Source organism: Tardiphaga sp. (assembly GCF_028290785.1).
Lineage (GTDB): Bacteria > Pseudomonadota > Alphaproteobacteria > Rhizobiales > Xanthobacteraceae > Tardiphaga.
Window position 1 is genome coordinate 20,484 of record NZ_JAQGJD010000140.1, and the last position, 24,004, is coordinate 44,487.

The 24,004-nt window shown below is 65.9% G+C and carries 25 protein-coding genes; 14 read left to right on the plus strand and 11 right to left on the minus strand.

The features are described 5' to 3' along the window. Nucleotides 1–1,404 carry an NAD(P)(+) transhydrogenase (Re/Si-specific) subunit beta gene (locus JWR89_RS08490; RefSeq protein ID WP_299714298.1) on the plus strand — a complete coding sequence of 468 codons (1,404 nt, stop codon included), beginning with the start codon at nucleotides 1–3 and terminating at the stop codon, nucleotides 1,402–1,404. Between the two features lie 153 nt (nucleotides 1,405–1,557). Here the strand turns inward: JWR89_RS08490 and JWR89_RS08495 are convergent, their stop codons facing one another. After that, nucleotides 1,558–1,947, minus strand: coding sequence for a VOC family protein (locus JWR89_RS08495; protein WP_299714301.1), 390 nt, complete (start codon nucleotides 1,945–1,947; stop codon nucleotides 1,558–1,560). Between the two features lie 188 nt (nucleotides 1,948–2,135). Between JWR89_RS08495 and JWR89_RS08500 the strand changes: the two genes are divergently transcribed. From JWR89_RS08500 to JWR89_RS08510, 3 genes are all read left to right on the plus strand, one after another. After that, nucleotides 2,136–3,227: an ionic transporter y4hA gene (locus tag JWR89_RS08500; RefSeq protein ID WP_299714303.1), complete on the plus strand. Its 1,092-nt coding sequence runs from the start codon at nucleotides 2,136–2,138 to the stop codon at nucleotides 3,225–3,227. A 21-nt stretch (nucleotides 3,228–3,248) separates the two neighbouring features. Beyond that, nucleotides 3,249–3,536, plus strand: a complete 288-nt coding sequence (locus tag JWR89_RS08505; protein WP_299714305.1) for a cupin domain-containing protein — start codon at nucleotides 3,249–3,251, stop codon at nucleotides 3,534–3,536. Nucleotides 3,537–3,704: 168 nt separating this feature from the next. Further along, nucleotides 3,705–4,586 carry a hypothetical protein gene (locus JWR89_RS08510; RefSeq protein ID WP_366142978.1) on the plus strand — a complete coding sequence of 294 codons (882 nt, stop codon included), beginning with the start codon at nucleotides 3,705–3,707 and terminating at the stop codon, nucleotides 4,584–4,586. Nucleotides 4,587–4,683: 97 nt separating this feature from the next. On the opposite strand, the gene JWR89_RS08515 is transcribed toward JWR89_RS08510, so the two are convergent. Both JWR89_RS08515 and rpsU read right to left on the minus strand, forming a co-directional pair. Next, nucleotides 4,684–5,340, minus strand: coding sequence for a tetratricopeptide repeat protein (locus tag JWR89_RS08515; protein WP_299714307.1), 657 nt, complete (start codon nucleotides 5,338–5,340; stop codon nucleotides 4,684–4,686). A 125-nt stretch (nucleotides 5,341–5,465) separates the two neighbouring features. Further along, nucleotides 5,466–5,774, minus strand: coding sequence for a 30S ribosomal protein S21 (rpsU, locus tag JWR89_RS08520; RefSeq protein WP_299714308.1), 309 nt, complete (start codon nucleotides 5,772–5,774; stop codon nucleotides 5,466–5,468). A gap of 249 nt (nucleotides 5,775–6,023) precedes the next feature. Here rpsU and aqpZ point away from each other — a divergent pair, with 249 nt between their 5' ends. Further along, on the plus strand, nucleotides 6,024–6,746 hold the full coding sequence (aqpZ, locus tag JWR89_RS08525) for an aquaporin Z (RefSeq protein ID WP_299714310.1): 723 nt from the start codon (nucleotides 6,024–6,026) through the stop codon (nucleotides 6,744–6,746). Between the two features lie 98 nt (nucleotides 6,747–6,844). Here the strand turns inward: aqpZ and JWR89_RS08530 are convergent, their stop codons facing one another. After that, nucleotides 6,845–7,948 carry a 5-(carboxyamino)imidazole ribonucleotide synthase gene (locus JWR89_RS08530; RefSeq protein WP_299714312.1) on the minus strand — a complete coding sequence of 368 codons (1,104 nt, stop codon included), beginning with the start codon at nucleotides 7,946–7,948 and terminating at the stop codon, nucleotides 6,845–6,847. Next, entirely contained in the window at nucleotides 7,945–8,448 is a 504-nt protein-coding gene (purE, locus tag JWR89_RS08535) for a 5-(carboxyamino)imidazole ribonucleotide mutase (protein ID WP_299714314.1), read from the minus strand. The genes JWR89_RS08530 and purE overlap by 4 nt, the downstream gene beginning before the upstream one ends. A 139-nt stretch (nucleotides 8,449–8,587) precedes the next feature. Between purE and JWR89_RS08540 the strand changes: the two genes are divergently transcribed. Continuing rightward, a complete protein-coding gene (locus JWR89_RS08540) occupies nucleotides 8,588–9,241 on the plus strand; it encodes a GGDEF domain-containing protein (protein ID WP_299714316.1) in 654 nt (217 codons plus the stop codon). A 291-nt stretch (nucleotides 9,242–9,532) separates the two neighbouring features. Here JWR89_RS08540 and JWR89_RS08545 read toward each other — a convergent pair whose 3' ends face one another. The 3 genes from JWR89_RS08545 to JWR89_RS08555 all read right to left on the minus strand — a co-directional run bounded on the left by JWR89_RS08545 (nucleotide 9,533) and on the right by JWR89_RS08555 (nucleotide 10,528). Beyond that, nucleotides 9,533–9,784 carry a hypothetical protein gene (locus JWR89_RS08545; RefSeq protein WP_299714318.1) on the minus strand — a complete coding sequence of 84 codons (252 nt, stop codon included), beginning with the start codon at nucleotides 9,782–9,784 and terminating at the stop codon, nucleotides 9,533–9,535. A gap of 82 nt (nucleotides 9,785–9,866) precedes the next feature. Then, entirely contained in the window at nucleotides 9,867–10,256 is a 390-nt protein-coding gene (locus tag JWR89_RS08550) for a YkvA family protein (protein ID WP_299714320.1), read from the minus strand. A gap of 65 nt (nucleotides 10,257–10,321) precedes the next feature. Further along, complete coding sequence (locus JWR89_RS08555) at nucleotides 10,322–10,528, minus strand: DUF465 domain-containing protein (RefSeq protein ID WP_299714323.1); 207 nt, start codon at nucleotides 10,526–10,528, stop codon at nucleotides 10,322–10,324. 244 nt (nucleotides 10,529–10,772) lie between these two features. On the opposite strand from JWR89_RS08555, the gene JWR89_RS08560 reads away from it, so the two are divergent. Beyond that, nucleotides 10,773–10,958 carry a DUF465 domain-containing protein gene (locus JWR89_RS08560; RefSeq protein ID WP_299714326.1) on the plus strand — a complete coding sequence of 62 codons (186 nt, stop codon included), beginning with the start codon at nucleotides 10,773–10,775 and terminating at the stop codon, nucleotides 10,956–10,958. A gap of 222 nt (nucleotides 10,959–11,180) precedes the next feature. On the opposite strand, the gene JWR89_RS08565 is transcribed toward JWR89_RS08560, so the two are convergent. Then, the gene (locus tag JWR89_RS08565) at nucleotides 11,181–12,281 is read right to left on the minus strand and encodes an NAD(P)/FAD-dependent oxidoreductase (protein WP_299714329.1); all 1,101 of its coding nucleotides are present in this window, start codon (nucleotides 12,279–12,281) and stop codon (nucleotides 11,181–11,183) included. Between the two features lie 195 nt (nucleotides 12,282–12,476). Between JWR89_RS08565 and JWR89_RS08570 the strand changes: the two genes are divergently transcribed. The 4 genes from JWR89_RS08570 (at nucleotide 12,477) to JWR89_RS08585 (ending at nucleotide 18,130) form a co-directional block, all read left to right on the plus strand. After that, nucleotides 12,477–14,771: an EAL domain-containing protein gene (locus JWR89_RS08570; RefSeq protein ID WP_299714332.1), complete on the plus strand. Its 2,295-nt coding sequence runs from the start codon at nucleotides 12,477–12,479 to the stop codon at nucleotides 14,769–14,771. A gap of 383 nt (nucleotides 14,772–15,154) precedes the next feature. After that, nucleotides 15,155–16,243, plus strand: coding sequence for an ABC transporter ATP-binding protein (locus JWR89_RS08575; protein WP_299714355.1), 1,089 nt, complete (start codon nucleotides 15,155–15,157; stop codon nucleotides 16,241–16,243). Further along, nucleotides 16,240–17,151, plus strand: a complete 912-nt coding sequence (locus JWR89_RS08580) for an ABC transporter permease subunit (RefSeq protein WP_299714335.1) — start codon at nucleotides 16,240–16,242, stop codon at nucleotides 17,149–17,151. The genes JWR89_RS08575 and JWR89_RS08580 overlap by 4 nt, the downstream gene beginning before the upstream one ends. A gap of 166 nt (nucleotides 17,152–17,317) precedes the next feature. Further along, the gene (locus JWR89_RS08585) at nucleotides 17,318–18,130 is read left to right on the plus strand and encodes an ABC transporter permease subunit (protein ID WP_299714338.1); all 813 of its coding nucleotides are present in this window, start codon (nucleotides 17,318–17,320) and stop codon (nucleotides 18,128–18,130) included. Nucleotides 18,131–18,291: 161 nt separating this feature from the next. Here JWR89_RS08585 and JWR89_RS08590 read toward each other — a convergent pair whose 3' ends face one another. Next, entirely contained in the window at nucleotides 18,292–20,220 is a 1,929-nt protein-coding gene (locus JWR89_RS08590) for an AsmA family protein (RefSeq protein ID WP_299714341.1), read from the minus strand. Between the two features lie 470 nt (nucleotides 20,221–20,690). Between JWR89_RS08590 and JWR89_RS08595 the strand changes: the two genes are divergently transcribed. From JWR89_RS08595 to JWR89_RS08605, 3 genes are all read left to right on the plus strand, one after another. Beyond that, complete coding sequence (locus JWR89_RS08595) at nucleotides 20,691–21,395, plus strand: CoA transferase subunit A (protein WP_299714343.1); 705 nt, start codon at nucleotides 20,691–20,693, stop codon at nucleotides 21,393–21,395. Between the two features lie 26 nt (nucleotides 21,396–21,421). Further along, nucleotides 21,422–22,072, plus strand: a complete 651-nt coding sequence (locus tag JWR89_RS08600) for a 3-oxoacid CoA-transferase subunit B (protein WP_299714345.1) — start codon at nucleotides 21,422–21,424, stop codon at nucleotides 22,070–22,072. A gap of 172 nt (nucleotides 22,073–22,244) precedes the next feature. Then, nucleotides 22,245–23,306, plus strand: coding sequence for an AI-2E family transporter (locus JWR89_RS08605; protein ID WP_299714346.1), 1,062 nt, complete (start codon nucleotides 22,245–22,247; stop codon nucleotides 23,304–23,306). Nucleotides 23,307–23,507: 201 nt separating this feature from the next. On the opposite strand, the gene JWR89_RS08610 is transcribed toward JWR89_RS08605, so the two are convergent. Further along, the coding region (locus JWR89_RS08610) for an ABC transporter permease subunit (protein WP_299714348.1) at nucleotides 23,508–24,004 on the minus strand (497 nt) is incomplete at its 5' end.

A 24,004-nucleotide genomic window follows, 5' to 3' on the forward strand; every position in this document is an offset into this window, starting at 1 on the left:
ATGAACGCCAATCTCGCTGCAGTCCTGTATCTCGTTGCAGGCGTCCTGTTCATCCTGTCGCTGCGCGGGCTGTCCAGCCCGGCCTCCAGCCGCCAGGGCAATTTTCTCGGCATGGCCGGCATGGTCATCGCGGTGGTCACGACGCTGGCGGCGCATCCGCCGGCCGACGCGCTGGGCTGGGTACTGGTGATTCTCGGCATCGCCATCGGCGGCGGCGTCGGCGCGGTAATCGCCCGTCGCGTGCCGATGACCTCGATGCCGGAACTGGTCGCGGCCTTCCACTCGCTGGTCGGCATGGCCGCGGTGCTGGTCGCCGCGGGCGCGTTCTACGCGCCGGACGCCTTCGGCATCGTCGATCCCGTCACCAAGAAAATCGTCGGCGCCAGCCTGGTCGAAATGTCGCTCGGCGTCGCCATCGGCGCGCTGACCTTCACCGGCTCGGTGATCGCCTTCGCCAAACTGTCCGGCCGCATGAGCGGTTCGCCGATCATCCTGCCGTTCCGCCACATCATCAACATCGTGCTGGCGATCCTGCTCGTCGTGTTCATCGTCGGCCTGGTCAAGACCGGCAGCGCGCTCGACTTCTGGCTGATCGTGATCATCGCGCTCGCGCTCGGCGCCCTACTGATCATCCCGATCGGCGGCGCCGACATGCCGGTCGTGATCTCGATGCTGAACTCGTATTCGGGTTGGGCGGCGGCGGGCATTGGCTTCACGCTCGGCAACTCCGCGCTGATCATCACCGGTGCGCTGGTCGGCTCATCGGGCGCGATCCTGTCCTACATCATGTGCCTCGCCATGAACCGCTCGTTCATCTCGGTGATCCTCGGCGGCTTCGGCGGCGAGACCGCCGCGGCGGGCGGCGGCACCGGCGAGGTGCGTCCGGTCAAGCTCGGCTCGGCCGACGACGCGGCCTTCATCATGAAGAACGCGCAGAAGGTGATCATCGTGCCCGGCTACGGCATGGCGGTGGCGCAGGCCCAGCACGCACTGCGCGAGCTGGCCGACCAGCTCAAGAAGGAAGGCGTCGAGGTCAAGTACGCCATCCATCCGGTGGCAGGCCGCATGCCCGGCCACATGAACGTACTGCTGGCCGAAGCCAACGTCCCCTACGACGAGGTATTCGAGCTCGAGGACATCAACTCCGAATTCGCCCAAGCCGACGTCGCCTTCGTGATCGGGGCCAACGACGTGACCAACCCGGCCGCCGAGGACGACAAGACCTCGCCGATCTACGGCATGCCGGTGCTGCAGGTCTGGAAGGCCGGCACGGTGATGTTCATCAAGCGCTCGCTGGCCTCGGGCTATGCCGGCATCGACAATCCGTTGTTCTATCGCGACAACACCATGATGCTGCTCGGGGACGCCAAGAAGATGACCGAGAACATCGTCAAGTCGCTGTGATCCTTCGTAGGGTGGGTTAGCGCGAAGCGCGTAACCCACCGGCAGAGACCGACCGCAACGACGGATCGGTGGGTTACGGCGCGAGGGCGCCTAACCCACCCTACGGCTTCCATAAAAAACGCTCGGCTCTAAAGCCGGGCGTTTTTTTGCGGCCTACGCCACGACCTCTTTCGGCGGCCGGTACAGCGCGCACAGCTTGTTGCCGTCGGGATCGCGCAGATAGGCCAGATAGAGCTTCAGTCCTCCTTCGCGAATGCCCGGCGGCTCTTCGCAGGTGGTCGCCCCGTTGGCGAGGCCGGTGGCGTGCCAGGCGTCGGCCGCTTCTTGCGATGGCGCGGCGAAGCCGATGGTGCCGCCGTTAGCCGGGGTGGCGGGCTCGCCATTGATCGGCTTCGACACCGAAAAGGTGCCGGTCTTGGTGCGATAGAACACCCGGTGGCGATCGACCGCGCCGGGCGCGACGCCGAGCGTGCCGAGCAGCTTGTCGTAGAACGACTTCGCTGCGTCGAGGTCGTTGGTGCCGATCATGACATGTGAAAACATCTCGCTTCCTCTTCCATTTTCTTGCAATCTCACCTTGGGGTGATCCCCGTAACTATACGCACCGTGCGCCGGTTGGCGACCCGCATGTCGCAGCCGCGCAACCGATCGCGCGGGCCGGCGTTGTTCCCCAGCGCGGCCGCTTCCGGACCGCACGTTCCCTCAGACACCTGCTTCAGGACACCTGCTCGATGTCAGCCCAGCGCGTGCCCAAATCGTCGTGGATCTTTCCCGCGCTGGCCGTCGTTTTTGTCGCAGCCAGCGCCGGACTCGGTCTCTCCTTCTCGCCGTCCGCGTTCGGAATGGTGTTTGCAGCGGTGCTGCTTGTCATTCTGTTCGGTACGGTATTCGCCGCGGTCCACCACGCCGAGGTGATTGCGCACGAGATCGGCGAGCCCTACGGCACGTTGCTGCTGACGCTGTCGGTGATCGTCATCGAGGTCGCCGTCATCGCCACCATCATGCTGGGCGACAAATCGGCGCCGACGCTGGCGCGCGACACGGTGTTCGCCGTTGTGATGATCGTCTGCAACGGCCTGGTCGGGCTGTGCATCCTGGCCGGGGGGCTGCGATATACCGAGCAGGAGTTTCAGGTCTCGGGGTCGAAGGTCTATCTCAGTGTCCTGATCGTGCTGTCGACGATCTCGCTGATTCTGCCGAACTACACGCTGACCACGCCGGGGCCGCTGTTTTCCACGCTTCAACTCGCCTTCGTCAGCGTGGTCACGCTGATCCTGTATGGCCTGTTTCTCTACACGCAGACGGTGCTGCACCGGGATTACTTCATCACGGGCGACGGTGAAAACGATGGCGAAAGCCACGCCACCGGGGGCGCCCTTGCGATCAACGCTGTGCTGCTGGCGATCTCATTGATCGCGGTGGTGCTGCTGGCGAAATCGTTCTCGGTGGTGGTGGATGCCGGTGCCGCCGCGATCGGCGCGCCGCCGGCTTTCTCCGGCATCGTGGTGGCCTTGCTGGTGCTGTTGCCTGAAAGCGTGGCGGCGATCTCCGCTGCGCGCCACAACCAGTTGCAGAAGAGCATCAACCTGTCGTTGGGATCGGCGCTGGCCACCATCAGCCTGACGATCCCGGCGGTGGCACTCGCGGCCTGGCTGCTGGACAAGCCGCTGGTTCTCGGGTTGCCGCCGCGCGAAATGGTGCTGATGGCGATGACCTTCATCGTCAGCATGCTGACCTTCGCCACGGGCGTCACGAACATCTTGTCCGGGATGGTGCACATCCTGATCTTTGCTGTATTCCTCCTGATGGTATTTGTGCCGTAACGGATCGAAGGACCAGAGACGATGCTCGCCGCCCAATCAGACGTCCAGCAGGACACCGCCGAAGTTCGCGTCACCGAATGGCGCCTCGCGCCCGGCGCGGCCACCGGCCACCACACCCATGGCATGGATTACGTGATCGTGCCGATCACCACGAGCGTGATGACCATCGTGGCGCCGGACGGCACCCGCTCGCAGGCGCCGATCACCACGGGGAAATCCTATTTCCGCAAGGCCGGCGTCGAGCACGACGTGCTCAACGAGACCGACCAGGAAATCGTGTTCCTCGAAGTCGAAGTGAAGAAGGCCTGAGCCTCGCGGCGCGTACGACCGAGCCCCACTATTTTATGGCGAACGGCCGCATCAAGCGGCCGTGAAACAAATCAGCGCGACGGGTAGGCGATTGCCTCCGATCCGTCGTGATTGATCCCTGAATCAGCCTCAAAGTTCCCGCATCACACGGTGGGGAGAGGCCGGTTCATGATCAAGAAGTACGTTTCGAAGTTTACCATCGACATTTTGCCGTCGATTATCGCCACGATCGTCGGCGCCTACATCGTTAATCATTACATCGTGCCCAAATCCGATGCGGCCAAGCCTGCCGCAGCCACGGCCTCGACGCCGGATGCCAAGGCCGCCTCCAAGAGTGAATCGAAGTCTGCCCCGAAGGCCGCCAACGCCAAGCCCGCCGAGACCTCCGCCGACGTCGCCAACGTGCCTGACCCCGCTTCGAGCAAGGCCAAAGCCGTCGAGAAGCCGGCCGACAAGGCGAGCATCGAGAAACCCGAAATAGCCAGCACGCCGGCCGAGTCGCGGCGCCACCAGCCGGCGATGCGCGAGAAGGCTGTCGCCAAGACGACGCCGGCTCCTGCCGTCGTGACGCCGCCGGCAGCCACTGCCAGTGTGGCGCCCGTCGAGAACGCGCCGACGCCGGAAGAGCGCCGCGACGCCAACGATCTCGCCCGCGCGGCCATCGAGCGCCTGCGCAACGCCAAGGAGGCCCAGCCGGCCGCGCTGGAGGCCGCCCGTGTCCCCGAGGCGCCGCGGCTGCAGGACGTCTCGCGAACCGTCACGGCATCGCCTGCGCAGCAGCAATCGACGATGCAGCAACTGCCGCCACCGATCATGGTATCGACGCCATCAGTCGAGACCTATGGGTCGAGGCCGCCGTCCGCGCCCGCCGAGCGGGCCGCCGATTCGCGCCGTCCGCGTCCGCCCGGCGAGATCCCGTCGCCGCCGCCGCTCGACCTGCAGGCCGACGCCACCGGCACAACGCGCGACCGCACCACGGTGGCCGAAGACGTGCTGTCCGCCGCCAAGTCGGTTTTCCACTCGGTCATCCCAAAGCAGTTCGAGCGCTAGGCTTGCCTTCTTAACCTCTCCCCGCCGAGCGAAGCTGCGCTTCGCCGGGCGGGGCGAGGGAAGCAAGGTCGGCGCGCCGCCGCGAGCATACTAAACGCTATCCGGCGCGGCCGGTGCGGGCGAGGCCGCTGCGGGCGGCTTCGTCCTTCGGGCGTAGCAACACCGCGCGGCTATAGGAATCCGCGGCCTTGTCGCGGTCGCCGAGCTTCTCATAGGCGGCGCCGCGGGTGACCCAGAGCAGCCCGTTCTGCGGCGCGGCCTGCACCGCCTCGTCGAGATCAGCGGCGGCCTCCTTGGCCTTGCCGATGGCGAGATAGCAGGTGGCGCGGCCGAGCAGCGGATCGGCCTGCTGCGGCGTCAGGCCGTTGGCAGAGGTGAAATCCGCGATCGCCAGCTCATATTGCTTCTCGGACTGGTAGAGCAGGCCGCGGTTGTAGAACGTTCTGGCGTTGTGCGGATCGAGGTCGAGGGCGGTGTTGAACTCGGCGAGCGCCTCTTCGGTCTTTCCGGCCTGCGCCAGGGTCTGCGCGCGCCCGGCGTGCAGTTGTGCGTCCTTCGGATTTGTCGTGGCGTCCGACACGGCGACGGCCTGGGCGGCGGCGGTCTGTGGCGGCGGCTCCTTGTTGGAGCCGGGCGTCAGCGATGACAGATCGAACGAGCACCCGGCGCTGCACAGCCCGGTGGCGAAGGCGGCGATCAGCGCAAGGCCTCGGGCGCCGCCACGGTGGAGCTGTTCGCGAAGCCGAAATGCCATGGATGCCATATCTCGCGGACGACGGTACCGGTATTGCTAACCCGGCACACCGCAAAATGCATCCGGTCAAAAAAATAACGCGGGCGCAGGGCCCGCGTTATTCAATTCAATCAGTGCGGAATAGTTCAGCGCGGGGTGCGCGGGGCACCTGCACCAGGACCACCGGCGCCGGGACGGCCGCCGCGATCGCCACCGGGACCGGCGCCGAACACCGGCTTCGGCTTCATCGGCAGCAGGCCTTCGCGCTGCAGCTTCTTGCGGGCGAGCTTGCGTGCGCGACGCACGGCTTCAGCCTTTTCGCGGGCCTTCTTCTCAGAGGGCTTTTCGTAATGGCCGCGGAGCTTCATCTCGCGGAAAATACCCTCGCGCTGCATCTTCTTCTTCAGCGCCTTGAGAGCTTGATCGACGTTATTATCGCGAACGAGAACCTGCACGCGGCATCCTCTTCAATTGATCGGATTGGAATTCGGGTAAAGCGAAGGACCGACGAAGGCCATGTCCTCAACCTCAAGGCGGCGGATATACCCCATGGAATCCCGATTGTCCACCTGCGCCACGCGCTTTATGCTGGCAAAAAGCCCGAAAATGCACGGGGTTTTGGCCCGGCAGGCTCCGGTTCCACACCTTTATGATGTCTTAACAGGCTTCTTACTAGGCTACGACCGACTCAGGGGGAGAACGTCATGAACACGAAGAAATATGCCGCCGAAGCCATCGGCACCTTTTGGCTGACCTTTGCCGGGTGCGGCAGCGCGGTGATCGCGGCGGGCTTTCCGCAGGTCGGCATCGGCCTGGTCGGCGTCTCGCTGGCGTTCGGCCTCAGTGTGGTGACCATGGCCTATGCCATCGGCCACGTCTCCGGCTGCCATCTCAATCCCGCCGTCACGGTCGGCCTCGCCGCCGGCGGACGTTTTCCGGCCGGGCAGGTCGTGCCCTACATCGTCGCGCAGGTGATCGGCGCCATCGCCGCCTCCGCGCTGCTCTATGTGATCGCCAGCGGCGCCGCCGGCTTCGACCTCGCCAAGGGCTTTGCCTCCAACGGCTATGATGCGCATTCGCCAGGTAAATACAGCCTTTTGGCGAGCTTCCTGATGGAGGTGGTGATGACCATGATGTTCCTGTTCGTCATCATGGGCTCGACCCATGGCAAGGCGCCGGCCGGCTTCGCGCCGCTGGCGATCGGCCTGGCGCTGGTGATGATTCACCTGGTCAGCATTCCCGTCACCAACACCTCGGTGAACCCGGCGCGCAGCACCGGTCCGGCGCTGTTCGTTGGCGGCTGGGCGATCCAGCAACTCTGGCTGTTCTGGGTGGCGCCCTTGATCGGCGGCGTGCTCGGCGGCGTGATCTATCGCTGGCTCAGCGACGAGCCCGACGGCATCGTCGAAGGCAAGATCGCCACCTGATCGGCAAAAGGCCACGGTTCCCGTGGCCTTTTTTTCGCCGCAAGACCTGTTGCGCGCGTGCGGGAAAATTTTCGGGTCTTGCGGCTAAATCGAGGTAGCTATTTTGAGCTCGCCGTCGTCACTTCGGTGACGTGACCCATCTTGCGGCCGGCCTTCGGCGCGCCTTTGCCGTACAGATGCACCGTCGCGCCGGGGACGGTCATCCACTTCTCGTAGTCGAGGATGTCGTCGCCGATCAGGTTGGTCATGGTGACCTGGCCATGGCGCACCGGCTTGGCCAGCGGCCAGCCGGCTATGGCGCGGATGTGCTGCTCGAACTGCGACACCGAGGCGCCGTCCAGCGTCCAGTGCCCGGAATTATGGACCCGCGGCGCGATCTCGTTGACCACCAGCGTCGCACCATTCTCGCCGGGCACCACGAACAGTTCGACCGCGAGCACGCCGACATAGTCGAGCGCGCTGGCGATCTTCTCGGCGATGCCGCGCGCCTGCGCCGCGAGTTGGTCGGAGATTTTCGCCGGCGCATATGAGAATTTCAGAATGTGGTCGCGGTGCTCGTTTTCGGTGACGTCGAAACATTCGACGTGACCATCGGCGCCGCGCGCGGCGATCACCGAGATCTCGCGCTCGAACGGCACGAAGGCTTCCAGGATCGCGGATTTGGTGGCGAGACCATCCCACACTTTTTCAAGGTCGTCGCCGTCGCGGATGATGGCCTGGCCCTTGCCGTCGTAGCCGAAGCGGCGGGTCTTGATCACCGCGGGCAGGCCGATCCTCGCGACCGCGGTGTGCAGGGCGGCAGCGGACGCCACATCCGCATAGGCGGCGGTGGCGATGCCGAGTCCGGTCACGAAATCCTTTTCGATCAGCCGATCCTGCGTGGTCTTTAGGATCGCCTGCGCCGGCAGCACCGGGCGGCGCGCCTGGAGGATCATCGCGGTGGCCGAGGGGACGTTCTCGAATTCGTAGGTGATGACGTCGCAGTCGTTGGCGAACAGTTCGAGCGCCTCGACGTCGGCATATTCGGCGCAGGTGGCGTGCTGCACCACGTCGAACGCCGGCGAATCCGGATCCGGCGAGAACACCTCGCAGCGCAGGCCGAGCCGTGCCGCGGCCATCGCCAGCATGCGGCCCAACTGGCCGCCGCCGAGAATGCCGATGGTGTCGCCGGGCTTCAGCTTCTTGAAGGAGGAAGCCGTCACGCCGTGCCCTCCAGACCCGAAGGATTGGGCCGCTCGGCAACGGCGTCGGTCTGAGCCTGGCGGTAGGCGGCGAGCCGCGTCGCCAGCGCTTCGTCATGTAGCGCCAGCACGCTGGCGGCGAGCAACGCGGCGTTGATCGCGCCGGCCTTGCCGATTGCCAGCGTGCCGACCGGAATGCCGGCGGGCATCTGCACGATCGAATACAGCGAATCGATACCGGACAACGTCTTGGATTCCACGGGCACGCCGAACACCGGCAGTTCGGTCAGCGCCGCGGCCATGCCGGGCAGGTGGGCCGCGCCGCCGGCGCCGGCGATGATGATCTGGAACCCGGCGGTCCGGGCGCCCTTGGCAAATTCATACAGCCGGTCCGGCGTGCGGTGCGCGGAAACGATCCGCGACTCGCAGGCGACGCCGAGTGCGCTCAGCGTGTCGGCGGCGTGGCGCATGGTGTCCCAGTCCGACTGGCTTCCCATGATGATGGCAACGGGCGCGGGCATTCCGATATTTCTTTCACGAATCCAGAAAGATAGCTGGAAATACAGGTTCGGCCCCTTGCGTGGCAAGGCGCGTCGAAGGGATGATGCTGTCTTGGTGAAGGGCCGCCAAGTCTGTCGCAAGCCTCTTGTAGCAAACCTCATGAAAAAGAAACCCCCCACGCCGGCATTGCGGCCGGCGAAACGCGCCATGGCCCGCGGCAAGCCGCTGCTGCCGCTGGCGAAAAGCCGCATCCCCGCCGCCGCGCTGACGATTCGGCGGCTTGAGGCGCAGCTCGCCGAAGCCCGCGCCCGGATCGCCGAATTGCGCGCCTCCGCCGAAACCGACTTCCTGCTCGACATCCTGAACCGCCGCGGTTTCGCGCGGGAACTGACCCGCGCGGTGGCCTACATCACCCGCTACCGCGCCTCGGGCGCGCTGATCGTGCTCGACGTCGATCGCCTGAAGCCGATCAACGACGCTTTCGGACACGCCGCTGGCGATGCCGTGCTGAAGGCGGTAGTCGGCGTGATCAGGCGCCACGTTCGCGCTTCCGACGTGATCGGCCGGCTCGGCGGCGACGAGTTCGTGCTGCTGCTGTGGAACCTGAACGAGGCCGATGCGCGCGCCAAGGCGCGGCTGCTGGAAGCGGCCATCGACCAGCTCACCTTCGTGTTCCGCGATACCAACGTCTCCGCCGGCGCGTCGTCCGGCGTGGCGCTGCTCGGCCCGGACATCGAGGGAAGCGCCGCGCTCGAAGAAGCCGATCGCGCGATGTATGCGCGCAAGAAGGAACGGCGCGGGGGATTCGCGTGAACGCACGCTGCCACGGAATCGATCGCGCCAGACTCGTTCGCACCGAATGACTGTTGCACTCCAGTCGCGGACGCCGTGCAGCGCACTTCGCCTACTAGAGCATTTTCTCCTTGAGATGACTCGATTCAGCCGCAGCCGTCATTGCGAGGAGCCCTTGCGAGGAAGCAATCCAGTCTTCGCTTTTGGCCTTCTGGATTGCTTCGCTCGGCGAAAGTCACCTTCGGCGATTTTCGTCGGCTCGCAATGACGCGGTTGGGGCCGTTCATTCCGAAAGAGCGCTAATGAAACGCTCTACAGCCCGCTGAGATCGCCGGGCACCTCGCCGAACTTCATGATCACCTGGGCGTCGCCGAATTCGCCCATCATCGGATCGCCGGTGCGGCTGAACGCCAGCGCGCCGATGCTGCCCGGTGCCCGCGACAGCGCCTCGGCGCGGCGAATGGCGCCGGACGAACTCTGGCATTCCTCGGCGGCGCCCGCGACCGGCGAACCGGCATCGTCCTGCTGGAACGGCAGCGCTACGTAATAGGTGACATCGGGCATGGCGGGTCTCGCTTGGTTGTTCGGGTATATCAATGTTCTTATTTTGTTCCAAGTCAAGCTGTTCGCGATCTGCGCCGCCGTCTCACTCAGGCAGCCACCAACCTGAGACCAGCCATATCACCGCCGCCGCGACCACGATCCAGATCGTCACGATGACCACCGCGGCTAACCTGCTGACCGGGCGCGCCGCGCGGGCCTCGGCGACCGCGCGGTGTTCGGCCAGCACCTCGGCCGGAATCAGCCGCAGCACCGCCCACAGGCCGAGCGGGACGAGAATGAGGTCATCGAGATAGCCGAGCACCGGGATGAAATCCGGGATCAGGTCGATCGGCGACAGCGCATAGCCGGCGACGGCGATCGCCAGGGCGCGGACGTACCACGGCACGCGCGGGTCGCGCGCCGCGAGAGCGACCGCGTGCACGTCGCGCTTCAACGCGCGTGCCCATTGTTTGAGTTCGCTGACTTTCACCACCGCCCCGCGACGCCGTGATTCTCTTGCGGCTGCCGGCAGACAGCCGATACCCGCACGCCGCCGTCTCAGGCGATGATATCAGGGGTGATCTGGTCTTCGATAAAGGCGATGCGGTCGCGCAGCTGCAGCTTGCGCTTCTTCAGCCGCTGCAGCCGCAGCAGGTCCGGCGCCGGCGAATGGTGCAGGGCGTCGATTGCCGCGTCGAGATCGCGGTGTTCCTGTTGCAGCTTCGCCAGTTCGGCGGGGAGGGCGCGATCTTCGTCGTCGTTCATGATTCTAGCTGACTGGATTCGCGAGACGTTTACGAGAAAAATTGTCGCAGCGACTATCGCCGGTGCGCGCGCACCGCGCAAGCGTCTGGTTTCGAGGCGATACGCGGTAATCCGGTCACGATTCGTTTCATACGATGATCGAAACTGAAAATACAATTTTCAAGACCCATCGACAGATGTCCACTGTCATGTAGAATTCATCGTCCACCGAATCCGAGGTTCAATCCTACCCAGGAGATTTCGAATGGCACTTCAGGCGCATCTCGTCGAACTCGAACGCAAGCACAAGGTTCTGGAAACGGAATTGCACGAAGCTCTCGTACACCTTTCGACCGACGATCTCCGCATCGTCGAACTCAAGCGCCGGAATTTGATGGTCAGGGACGAGATCGCCCGACTCAAGAATGTCGCCAGCGACACCCTGCATTAGCAACCCCACCCTGCTGCAAATCCAACTGTCGTGCTGAGAGCCTGACCGGCAAAAACGGTCTGTGTTCTAGGGCGGTAGTTGACTGAATCGACCGTCAGCCGAAATCGGCATGGCCGGGCGAAGTGCGAAGCATAGCTTCGCTCGATGTCCCGCTATCCACGATGTTCTGCGCGGTAGAATGTGGATGCCCGGCACAATGCCGGGCATGACGAACATCGTGTTTTAGCCCGCCATCTCCGCCACGTAATCCGCGATCGCCAGCGATGACGTGAGCCCGGGCGATTCGATGCCGAACAGGTTGATCAGCCCGCGCACGCCGTGGGTGGCCGGGCCCTGGATCATGAAGTCCTGCACCGCCACCGCCGGCGGCACGATCTTCGGCCGCATGCCGGAGTAGCTCGGCATCAGCGCGCCGTCCGGCAGCGCAGGCCAGTAGCGCCGGATCGCCGGGTAGAATTTTTCGCCGCGTGCGGGATCGACGGTGTAGTCGATGTGATCGACCCATTCGACATCCGGCCCGAACCGCGCTTGTCCCGCCAGATCCAGCGTCAGGTGGACGCCTAGTCCGCCGGGCTCCGGCACCGGATAGATCAGGTGCGAGAACGGCGCCCTGGCGCTGCAGCTGAAGTAGCAGCCCTTCGCCAGATAGGCCGGCGGGATCAGGTCCAGCGGCATGCCGTCGAGATGGCGCGCAATCGCCGGCGCCGACAGGCCGGCCGAGTTGATCAGCAGGTCGCAGGCCAGTTGCATCGGCGCGTCGCCGCCGACCTCGACCTCGAAACCGTTCGCCGTGACCCTGCCGCCCAGCCACGGCGCCAGAAATGCGAACGCCGCGCCGCCGGCTTCGGCCTCGCCGCGCAGCGACAGCATGTAGCCGTGACTATCGACGATCCCCGTCGAGGGCGACAGCAGCGCCGCCTCGCAGGCCAGTTCAGGCTCCAGCGCCCGGGCCTCGTCGCCCGACAACGCGCGCAGGTCATCGACGCCATTGGCCTGGGCATGCGCCTTGATCGCCGCCAGCCGGGCGACCTCTTCCGGGCGGGTGGCGACAATCAGCTTGCCGGAATTGCGGTGTGCAATGCCGCGGTCACGGCAATAGTCGTACAGCGCATGCTTGCCGGCGACGCAGAGCCGCGCCATCAGGCTGCCGGCCGGATAATAGATACCGGCGTGGATCACCTCGCTGTTGCGGGAGGACGTCACGGTGCCGATGGCGTCCGCCGCCTCCAGCACGATGACCTCGCGTCCGGCCTGCGCCAGCTTCCGCGCGATGGCGAGGCCGACGACGCCGGCCCCGATAACGATGCATTCAACCCTGTCCATGTACCGTCCGGTTGTCACTTCTGCAGGGCCGGGTTGGCCCGGCGCGGGGTGGTATGTCCGGCCGTTAGCCGGACGTTAAGCATCGAAGCCGAATAGCTATGTTTCCTGACGTGCCGGGCCTTTGTACACGCTGACGTTTACCTGATCCAAATACCTGTAACGGGAAACTCGCCTTTGCGAATACGCGGGTGTGAAATGACTGGCAAGATCTGGCGGAAAGGCGAGGTGGCGGCAACGGCTGCAGCCGCTTCCGCGTGCCTGCTCGCCATCGCCGCTGCCTGCGACGGCGCCGCTGCCAGCCCATTGCCGTTGTCGGACCAGATCGCCAGCATCGATCCGCCGGTGTTGTGGCAGATCCTGCTCGGCGGCCTGGTCGTGCTGGCCTTCCTCGGCGCGATCGTGCTGTGGGTGGGCTCGGCGTTGAGCAAGGTGAGGCGCGAGCAGCAGCGCCGCAATACGTTCGTCGGCTCCGCGCTCAACCATCTCGGCCAGGGCATCGTGATGCTCGACGCCGACAAGCGCGTGGTGTTCTGCAACGACCGCTATCTCGAGATCTACGACCTCAAACGCTCGGATATCACCAAGGACATTACCGGCCCCGGCCTGCGCGAGTTGCGCCGCCAGCGCGGCAAGCTCGATGAGAGCACCGGAAGCTACTATGACCAGGCCGCTGCGACGGGGGGCCATGTCGCCGCATTGCCGGGCGGGCAGTTCGTGCGCATCAAGTTCAGCCGGCTACCGAATGGCGGCGCGATCGGGATTCATGAAGACTGCACCGAACAGTGCCGGCTTGAAAACGAGCTGGAGAGTACCAAGAAATTTCTCGAAACCGTGGTCGACAACATCCCGGTCTCCCTGATCGTGCAGCGCGCCAGCGACGGGCAGTATCTGTTCGCCAACCGCAACGCCGAAGTCATCCTCAACCGCCGGCGCGAGGATGCCATCGGACGGACGGTGAGCGACCTGATGAAGCCGGAAGAGGCCAGGCTGATCGTCGCCCGCGACGAGGCCGCCGTCAGAAACCTCGCCCCGGTGGCCGAGGAGCACCCGATCAGCACCCGCGACGGGCTGCGGCTTTTCCTGACCCGCCGCGTGACGGTGCTCGACGATGCCGGCGCGCCGCAATATCTGATCAAGACCCACGAGGACGTCACCGACCGCCGCCAGACCGAGGCGCGGATGGCGCACATGGCCTATCACGACGGCCTCACCGACCTTCCGAACCGCGCTGCCTTCCTGCAGGCGCTGACGCAGATGATCGATGCCTGCGGCGAAGCGTCGGAGCAATTCGCGGTGCTGTCGATCGACCTCGACGGGTTGAAGGAAATCAACGATGTGTTCGGCCACGGCACCGGCGACCGGCTGCTGGTCGAGGTTTCGCGCCGGATCGAGGCTGCGGCCTGTGGCGGCGTGGTGGCGCGGCTCGGCGGCGACGAATTCGGCATCATCATCGACGGCAAGCAGCCGGAGACGGGCCAGGCGACCGCGGAGCGCATTGCCACGGCGCTGTCGCAAGGTTTTCCGATCGACGGCAAATCGGTGCAGACCGGTGTCACCACCGGCATTGCGCTGTTCCCGCGCGACGGCTCCGACGCCGCGGCGCTGCTCGCCAATGCCGGCGCCGCGCTGTTCCGCGCCAAGGCCACCTCGCGCGGCTCGATCAGCATCTTCGTGCCGGAGATGGACCAGCAGCTGCGCGACCGCCGCGTGCTGCACCAGGACCTCTCAGTGGCGATCCGCAATGGCGAACTGTCGCTGCACTATCAGCCGCAGGCCCGCGCCGGACAGACGGTGGTCGATGCCGACATCACCGGATTCGAGGCGCTGGCGCGCTGGATCCACCCGGTCCGCGGCTTCGTGCCGCCCGGCGAATTCATTCCGCTGGCGGAAGAAAGCGGGCTGATCGTCGAGATGGGCGAATGGATCCTGCGCCAGGCCTGCCTGGAGGCGGCGTCGTGGCCGGTGCCGCTGCAGATCGCCGTAAACCTGTCGCCGGCGCAGTTCATGCACGGCGACCTGGTCAGCCTGGTGCATTCGATCCTGCTGGAGACCGGCCTGCAGCCCGGCCGGCTCGAGCTGGAAATCACCGAAGGCGTGTTGATCGAGGATTTCGACCGCGGCGTCGCGCTGCTGCGGCGGCTGAAGGCGCTGGGCGTGCGGATCTCGATGGACGATTTCGGCTCCGGCTATTCCTCGCTGACCTATCTGCAGGCGTTCCCGTTCGACAAGATCAAGATCGACCGCGCCTTCGTGATGAACCTCGGCCGCAACCCGCAATCCGCCGCCATCGTCCGCGCGGTGATCGGGCTCGGCCACGGCCTCGACGTCTCGATCGTTGCGGAAGGCGTCGAGACCCACGAGCAGCTCAGCTTCCTCGCCAACGAGGGCTGCGACGGCGTGCAGGGCTATTTCATCGGCCGCCCCGCGCCGATCGCGCAATACGCCACGCTGGTCGGCCGCCTGCCGACACCGGCGCGCAAGGTGGGGTGAGACCGGCCCCGCTTTCTTCCTTCTCCCCCGCGCGAAGCGAAGCTTCGCTGGGTGGGAGAAGGTGGCGCGGACGAAGTCCGCGACGGATGAGGGGTACTGCAGGGCTCGGAGCTTGTGTCTACCCCTCACCCGTCCGCGCTTCGCGCGGCCACCCTCTCCCACAGGGGGAGAGGGAAAGAAGTGCGCGTCAATCGACGCCGGCGTTTGATACGGTCCCGGCTCCGCAGCTGCATCGCCTGAGAATGCCGCCACTCGCCCGGGACAAGAGGGCCATTGCAGTTGAGCCCGCGACGTTCCGCCGCTAGCGTGCGGCGATGACGACAGCCACCGACATCCTCCCCGACGCCATCGCCGAAGCCCCGCTTATCGTTGCCGCCTATCCGATGCCGCTGCTGCGCGTCGACGGCGTGAGCAAGAAATTCGGCGCCTTCACCGCGGTGGACGGGCTCTCGCTCGATATCCAGGCCGGCGAGTTCTTCGCGCTGCTCGGGCCGTCCGGCTGCGGCAAGACCACGCTGCTGCGGATGCTGGCCGGCTTCGAGACGCCCGATGCCGGAAAAATCCTGCTCGATGGTGAAGACATCGCCGCGGTGTTGCCGCATCAGCGGCCGGTCAACATGATGTTCCAGAACTACGCGCTGTTTCCGCATCTCAGCGTGCGCGACAACATCGCCTTCGGCCTCAAGCGCGCGGCCCTGCCGAAGCCCGAGATCGCCGCCCGCGTCGCCGAGATGGTGGCGCTGGTGAAGCTCGGCGGGCTGGAGAAGCGCAAGCCGGACCAGCTCTCCGGCGGCCAGAAGCAGCGCGTGGCGCTGGCCCGTGCGCTGGCGCGGCGGCCACAACTGCTGCTGCTCGACGAGCCCTTGGCCGCGCTCGACAAGAAGCTGCGCGAAGAGACGCAGGCCGAATTGATGGAGCTGCAGCGCCGGCTCGGCACCACCTTTGTGATCGTCACCCACGACCAGGACGAGGCCATGACCATGGCCGACCGTATCGGCGTCATGAAGGACGGCCGGCTCGAACAGGTCGCGACGCCGCGGCAGCTCTATGAGGCGCCGGCGTCGCGCTGGATCGCCGGCTTTGTCGGCGACATCAACCTGATCGAGGGCGAGGTGACGCTGCAGGACGCGCATCGCCTGACCGTTGCCGCCGCCGGCGCGGGCATGTTGACCGTCGCCGAACCGAAAGCGCCTCTCCCCAGCCGCGCGATCTGCCTCGCGATCCGGCCGGAAAAGATCCGGCTGTCGCGGCGGGCACCGACTTCGGCCGGGGGGCTGAACAGCATCGAGGGCGTGGTGACCGAGGTCGGCTATCTCGGCGGGCTGTCGGTCTACAAGGTGCAGCTCGACCACGGCGCCACCCTGCGCGTGGCATTGGCCAATACCAACCGGCTCGACGTCGATGCCTACGGCGTCGGGCAGAAAGTGGTGGCGTGGTTCGCGCCGGACGACTGCGTGGTGCTGCCGCGATGAGCGCGCGAACGATCTTCACCCGCCCGGCGCGCCGGGCTTCGGTCGCGCCTTACATCTGGATGGTGCTGTTCTTCCTGGTGCCGTTCGGCTTCGTGCTGAAGATCAGCCTGTCGCAGACCGCGATCGCGCAGCCGCCCTATCTGCCGTTGTTCGGGCTCACTGATGGCATCGCCGGGCTGAAGGCGGCGTTTGCCGCGCTGTCGCTGGACAGTTTCTGGCTGCTGGTCTCGGACAATCTCTACATCGCGTCGTACGGGCGCAGCCTGGTCGTCGCGCTGGTCTCGACCGCGCTGCTGCTGGCGATCGGCTATCCCATCGCCTACGCGATGGCGCGGCTGCCGCGGCGCTGGCAAGGCGTGGCCATGATGCTGGTGATCGTGCCGTTCTGGACCTCGTTCCTGATCCGCATCTATGCCTGGATCAACATCCTGCAGCACGACGGCCTGCTCAACCAAATACTGCTGGCGCTGCACATCGTCTCGGCGCCGGTGGTGTGGTTGTCGACCGACAGCGCGATGTATCTCGGCATCGTCTATTCCTATCTGCCGTTCATGATCCTGCCGCTCTACGCGACGCTGGCGAAGCAGGATGGCGCGTTGCTGGAAGCCGCCGCCGATCTCGGCGCCTCGCGTCTCGTCGCGTTCTGGCGGGTGACGTTTCCGCTGTCGCTTGGTGGCGTCGGCGCCGGCGTGCTGCTGTGTTTCATTCCCATCGTCGGCGAATTCGTGATCCCCGATCTGCTGGCCGGATCGGATTCGATGATGATCGGCCAGACGCTGTGGCTGGAATTCTTCACCAACAAGGACTGGCCGGTGGCGTCGGCGCTCGCGATCGTGCTGCTGGCACTGCTGATCGTGCCGCTGCTGGTCTACGACCGCCTGCAGCGGCGCGCGCTGGAGGCGAGGTGATGGTAGTTACCGCAAGTGCTGTAAGCTCCCTCCCCCCCGAGCGAAGCGAAGGGCGGGGAGGGCTGGGGTGGGGGGCGCCCCACGCGCCGCTTTCCGTGTTGCGCCCCCCACCCCCGACCCCTCCCCGCCTTGCGCAGCTTCGCTGTGCCTGGGGGGAGGGGGGCAGGTGGCACCCGTGATGAGATTATCGCGCTTCAACATCGCCGCCCTCGCGTTTGGCCTGGCGTTCCTCTATCTGCCGATCGTCGTTCTCGTCATCTACTCGTTCAACGCCTCGAAGCTGGTGACGGTGTGGGGTGGCTGGTCGACGCGCTGGTACACGGAATTCTTCAACGACCGCGCGATGCTCGACGCCGCCTGGATGAGCGCGCGCGTCGGCCTGGTGTCGGCCACCGCGGCGACGCTGCTCGGCACGCTGGCGGCGGTGGCGCTGACCCGCGGCGCGCGGTTTCGCGGCCGCACGCTGATGTCCGGCATGCTGTATGCGCCATTGGTGATGCCGGAGGTGATCACCGGCCTGTCGCTGCTGCTGCTGTTCGTGGCACTCGATGCCGAACGGGGCTTCTGGACCGTCACCATCGCGCACACGTCGCTGACCATGTGCTTCGTCGCCGTGGTGGTGCAGTCGCGCCTCGCCGGGCTCGACCGCAGCCTGGAGGAAGCCGCCATGGACCTTGGCTGCGATCCCGCGCGTGCCTTTGTTGCGGTGACGCTGCCGCTGATCTGGCCGGCGATGGCCGCGGGCTGGATGCTCGCCTTCACGCTGTCGCTCGACGATCTCGTGATCGCCAGCTTCACCACCGGGCCGGGCTCGGCGACGCTGCCGATCCGGATCTATTCGGAGGTGCGGCTCGGCGTGAAACCGGAGATCAACGCGATCTGCACGCTGATCATCGGGTTTATTGCGGTGCTGATCGTGGGAGCATCGCTGGCGTCGAAACTGTCGAGCAGCCGCGGCGATAGCGCGGCGCCGTTGTAGCACGTGTCCCGGACGCGCTGCGGCGCGAAGTGCCGCTCCGCAGAGCCGGGATCCCGGTTTCGTCGCAACAACCGGGACCCCGGATCTGCGGCGCACCACGCCGCAAAGGAGCGGCGCAGTGCACCGCGTCCGGGAACGGAGCCCGAGCGGCGTGTTCGCCTTTACTCCGCTTTCGGCACGGCTACCGCCGCCGGCTCTGCCGGCTCTGCCGGCTTCTCGGCTTCCGGCTCTTTCTTCGCGCCCGTAAACCGCTCCAGGACCGAGCGCACGGCGTCGCGGGTCTTGCGGTCCTTGACGGCGTCGAGCAGCGGCGCCGCACCGGGCGAGCGGCGGATCAGGCTTTCGGGGTCGGGGAAGATCAAGGGATCGTCCCACGGCCCCTGGATCACGAACGGCAGGTCGAAGCCGGGCGGGGCGTTGGGCAGCGAGTTCAGGCTGGCGATACCCTTGAGGTCGTACTCCCGGGACGGCACCGAGGCGGTGCCGGTCAGGGTCAGGCGCGCGGCGGGGCCTTCGATCCGGATGTCCTGCGCGGTGGCGATGCCGTCGTTGAACTTGACGTTCATGTTGAGGGTCGAGAACGGCGTCGAGCCGGAGCGGAAATTGCCGGCGCCGGACAGCGGGCGGCGCTCCAGCCGCTTCAGCAGTTGTTCGACGTTGAAGCCGGCGATGGCGCCGTCATGGCCGGTCAGCGTCGCGGTGCCGTCGAGCGATTGCGCGAGGCCGAACGGCGACGAGCCGGAGGCTTCCAGCGCCATCGACAAATTTCCGCGGCCGGTCAGCTTGCTGACGCCGAACAGGTCGGAGGCCGTGGCCTGCAGATCGACGTCGGTGAACTGGAACTGGGCCTTCACGTCGGCCACTGCGTCGGAATGGGCGACGCCAAAGGAGCCGCGGACGATGCCGCCATACATCTGCGCCTCGCCAACGGACAGCGCCAGCGTTCCGCCACGCAGATTGGCGCCGAGCGCGGTGCGCCCCAGCACCGACGAGCCGACGGTGACCTTGGCGGCCGACAGGCGCATGTCGAGGTCGGTGGTGGACAGCGCGTTGAGATCGAACAACTGACGGTTCCAGTCGCGTGCGCCGGAGGCCAGCAGCCGCACCGTGGAAATATACGGCGTGAAGTCGAGCGCGCCGGCGGCCAGCGTCGCCTGCAGGGTCTGGCGGCCGTTATTGCTGTAGGTCATGACGCCCTCGGCGACATTGCCGTCGAGTTCGACATTGACGTTGGTCAGCGCGATCGACGGCCCCACCAGGCTGGCGCGCGCCTTCAGCGCGAAGCGGCCGAAGCCGCCGTTGCCGGGAGGGGCCTGGCCGGCCCAGCGCAGCGCGTTGCGCAGCGACAGGCTGTCGGCGGTGAGCGTGCCCTCCATCATCAGGCTGGCGCGGTTGGCGACGGTGCCGTCGAACGCCAGCTTGATCGGCGCGCTGACCATCCGCGCCTTCACCCCGGAGCGGTCGCCGGACAAAGCGGCGACGAAATCGCTGACGCTGAGGCTGCCGTCGATGCGCTCGCCGCGCCAGTCGAACTGGCCGGTGGCGGCGAACGAGCGCGAGATCGAAGGCCACGCCAGCGACAGGTCGATGTCGCCGAGCTGTTCGCTGTTATGGGGGTCCTGATAGCTCAGCACGCCGTCCTGGATGCGGATCTCGGAGAACGACAGCGGATGGTCGGCGCCGGGCTTCATGGTGCGGGCGATGGACTCGATGAACGGCGTCCAGTTGCTGTCGCCGGCGGCGTCGCGGACCACGCGGATGCGCGGCCGCAGCATCATCATGTCGGCGATCTCGAAGCGCTGCAGCAGCAGCGGCAGCAGGCGCAAATTGGCGGTCAGCACGTCCACCGACAGCGCCGGGTCGATGGCGCCGCCGCCCTTCAGCCCGACATCGTGGAACGACACGTAGCTGCCGGGGAACACGGAGACATCGACCTCGCCGTTGACCACGAGCTCGAGCCCGGTGACGGCGCGGATCTGCGCCTCCACCGCATGACGCAGCGCGTCGCGGTTGAGCAGCCAGGACATGGCGAACAGCCCGATCAGCGCGACGCCCAGGAGCACCGCAATCGGCATCCCCAGGCGTTTCATTCCTTGGGCACTCGTCAATGATCTATCCGGGTTGGTTGGTGGTAAAACAGGCGAGCGGGCGTCGTCGCGCGGGGCCCGTCCAAGCCCGCAATTTGATCGGTTTTCTTGACGCTTTCAAGGCCGTAGCGGGGGTTATGCGGTCGCATGAGGTGCCACGAAGCTGATGGCATCCCTCCCCCCAGGCGAAGCGAAGCTTCGCAAGGTGGGGAGGGTCGGCCGAACGAGGCAATGCGCAGCATTGCCGAAGTGGAGGCCGGGGTGGGGGGCGCCACGGGCGACGGCGCGTGTGGCGCCCCCCACCCGACCGGCCTGTCGGCCGGCCACCCTCCCCACCTGCGAAGCTTCGCTTCGCGGGGGGAGGGAGAAGTGCTCCCGATTTGACCTGTCGCGCGGAAGTCGCCTAATAATCCCCGACAATAAGACCGGCTTCCGAGCCATTCAGCGCTTTCCTCCATCAGGTCGAATTCCCCATGAACAAGGTCTATCCCGACGCCAAGTCGGCCCTCGAAGGTATCCTCAAGGACGGCATGATGGTCATGTCGGGCGGCTTCGGCCTGTGCGGCATCGCCGAGGCGCTGTCCGACGCATTGCGCGAATCCGGCGTCAAGGACCTCACGGTGGTGTCCAACAACGCCGGCGTCGACGGCATCGGCCTGTCGCGCCTCTTGGAAACCCGCCAGATCAAGAAGATGATCTCGTCGTATGTCGGCGAGAACAAGCTGTTCGCCGCGCAGTATCTCGCCGGCGAGCTGGAGCTGGAATTCTCCCCGCAGGGCACCCTGGCCGAGCGGATCCGCGCCGGCGGCGCCGGCATCCCGGGCTTCTACACCAAGACCGGCGTCGGCACGCTGATCTCCGAGGGTAAGGAGACCATGGAGTTCAACGGGGAGAAGTACATGCTGGAGCGCGGGCTGTTCGCCGATCTGGCGATCGTGCACGCCTGGAAGGGCGATACCGCCGGCAACCTGGTCTACCGCAAGACCGCGCGCAACTTTAACCCGATGATGGCGACCGCCGCCAAAGTCACCGTCGCCGAGGTCGAGCACCTCGTCCCAGCCGGCGAGATCGATCCCGACCACATCCACACCCCCGGCATTTTCGTCAAGCGTATCGTCGAGGTCGGCACCGCGCAGAAGCGGATCGAGCAGCGCACCACGCGCAAGCGCCCCGCGTAAAAAACCGCGAACAACAGGAGAGAACGATGGCTTGGACCCGTGATCAAATGGCGGCCCGCGCAGCGAAAGAGCTGAAGGACGGCTTCTACGTCAACCTCGGCATCGGCATTCCGACGCTGGTGTCGAACTACATTCCCGCGGGCGTCGATGTGCTGCTGCAGAGCGAGAACGGCATGCTCGGCATGGGCCCGTTCCCCTATGAAGGGGAAGAGGATCCCGACCTGATCAACGCCGGCAAGCAAACCGTCACCGAACTGCCCGAGACCAGCTATTTCTCGTCGTCGGATTCCTTCGCCATGGTGCGCGGCGGCCATATCGACCTGTCGATCCTGGGCGCGATGCAGGTCGCCCAGAACGGCGACCTCGCCAACTGGATGATCCCCGGCAAGATGGTCAAGGGCATGGGCGGCGCGATGGATCTGGTCGCCGGCGTCAAGCGCGTCGTGGTGGTGATGGAGCATTCCGCCAAGGACGGCGCCAAGCTGCTGAAGAGCTGCAACCTGCCGCTGACCGGCGAGCGGGTGGTCGACATGGTGGTCACCGACCTCGCGGTGTTCACCATCGACAAGCACGGCAAGGACGGTATGGCGCTGATCGAACTCGCCGACGGCGTCACGCTGGACGAGGTCAAGGCCAAGACCGAAGCCGAATATCGCGTGGCGCTGACCAACGCGTAACGGCGCTCTGCTTTTTCCTTCTCCCCTTGTGGGAGAAGGTGGCGCCGACGAAGTCGGCGTCGGATGAGGGGTCACTAGACTCGGACTTCGTGGCTACCCCTCACCCGTCTTCGCTTCGCGAAGCCACCCTCTCCCACAGGGGGAGAGGGGAAGAAAAGAAACAGACACCCCCATGCGCGGCCGTCTTGAAGACAGGTTCTTCCTTATCCTGATCGTCGCGGTGTCGCTGGCGTTCGGCTGGATCCTCGTCTCGTTCTATGGCGCCATCCTGTGGGGCGTCGTCATCGCCATCATGTTCGCGCCGCTGCATCGCCGGCTGTTGCGCCGGATGCCGCAGCGGCCGAACCTCGCCGCGCTGGCGATGATCGTGCTGATCGTGCTGATCGTCATCCTGCCGCTGACGCTGGTGGCGGCGTCGCTAACTCAGCAGGGCGCCGTCGTGGTCGGCAAGATGCAATCCGGCGAACTCAACTTCGTGAAGTTCTTTCAGCAGATCCTCGACGCCTTGCCGACGTGGGCCACCGGCCTGCTCGACCGGTTCGGCGTGGCCAACCTCGGCGACATGCAGGAAAAAATCACTGGCGGCCTGGTCAAGGGCAGCCAGACCATCGCGACGCAGGCGCTCGACATCGGCCAGAGCACTTTTGCGTTCATGGTCAACCTGGTGATCATGCTCTATCTGCTGTTCTTCCTGTTCCGCGACGGCGACACGCTGGCCGGAAGCGTCAAGGATGCGATTCCGCTGCGCGCCGGGCTGCGCGACGAACTCTTGGAAAAGTTCACGGTGGTGATCCGCGCCACGGTGAAGGGCAGCCTGCTGGTGGCGCTGGCGCAGGGCGCGCTTGGCGGCCTGATCTTCTGGATCCTCGGCATCAACGCGGCGCTGCTATGGGCGGTGCTGATGGCGTTCCTGTCGCTGCTGCCGGCGGTCGGCGCCGGCCTGGTGTGGATGCCGGTGGCGGTCTATCTGCTGGCCACCGGTTCGTTCTGGCAGGGCGCGATCCTGGTCGCCTACGGCTTTCTGGTGATCGGCCTGGTCGACAACATCATGCGTCCGATGCTGGTCGGCAAGGACACCAAGCTGCCCGACTATGTGGTGCTGATCTCGACGCTGGGCGGCATCGAGGCGTTCGGGCTGAACGGCTTCGTGATCGGCCCGGTGATCGCCGCGATGTTCATCGCGGCGTGGCAGATATTTTCGACGCAAAGGAAGCAGGATGGCGGAGCGCCGTAGCTCTTTTTCCCTCCCCCAAGCGCAGCAAAGCTGCGCGCAGTGGGGAGGGTGGCGCGTTTGAGAGCGAAGCGAACAAACGTGACGGGTGGGGGGCGCAAAGCAGGAAGCCGTGCATGTGGCACCACCCCCACCCGACCGCGCTTCGCGCGGCCACCCTCCCCACGCGAAGACGCGGGGGAGGGATAAGAAGTAGCGGCAGAACTACACCGGCCCCTGCGGCACATCGGCAAACCGGGTCAGCCACATCACCGGCGGGATGCTGGCGGCGACGATCAGGAGCGCGGCGAGTGCGCCGTCTTCGAAGCTGCCGCGGCTGGCATATTGATAGATCGAGGTCGCCAGCGTCTCGACATTGAGCGGGCGCAGCAGCAGCGTCGCCGGCAATTCCTTGAGGCAATCGACGAACACCACGATGACGGCGCCGAGCAGCGCCGGCCGCAGCAGCGGCAACTGGATCCTGCGCAGCGTGGTCAGCGCCGGCGCGCCGGCGGCGCGGGCGCTGTCGTCGTAGTCTACAGGAATTCGCTCGAAGCCCGCTTTGATGAAGCCGGTGGGCACCGCAAGGAAGCGGATCACATAGGCGATCACCACGGCCGCACCCGAGCCGACCATGACCAGCCCCGGTGATGCCAGGCCGAGCCACGCCGCCAGCGTATTGAGCGCGCCGTCGATCGCCAGCACCGGCGTCAGCAGGCCCA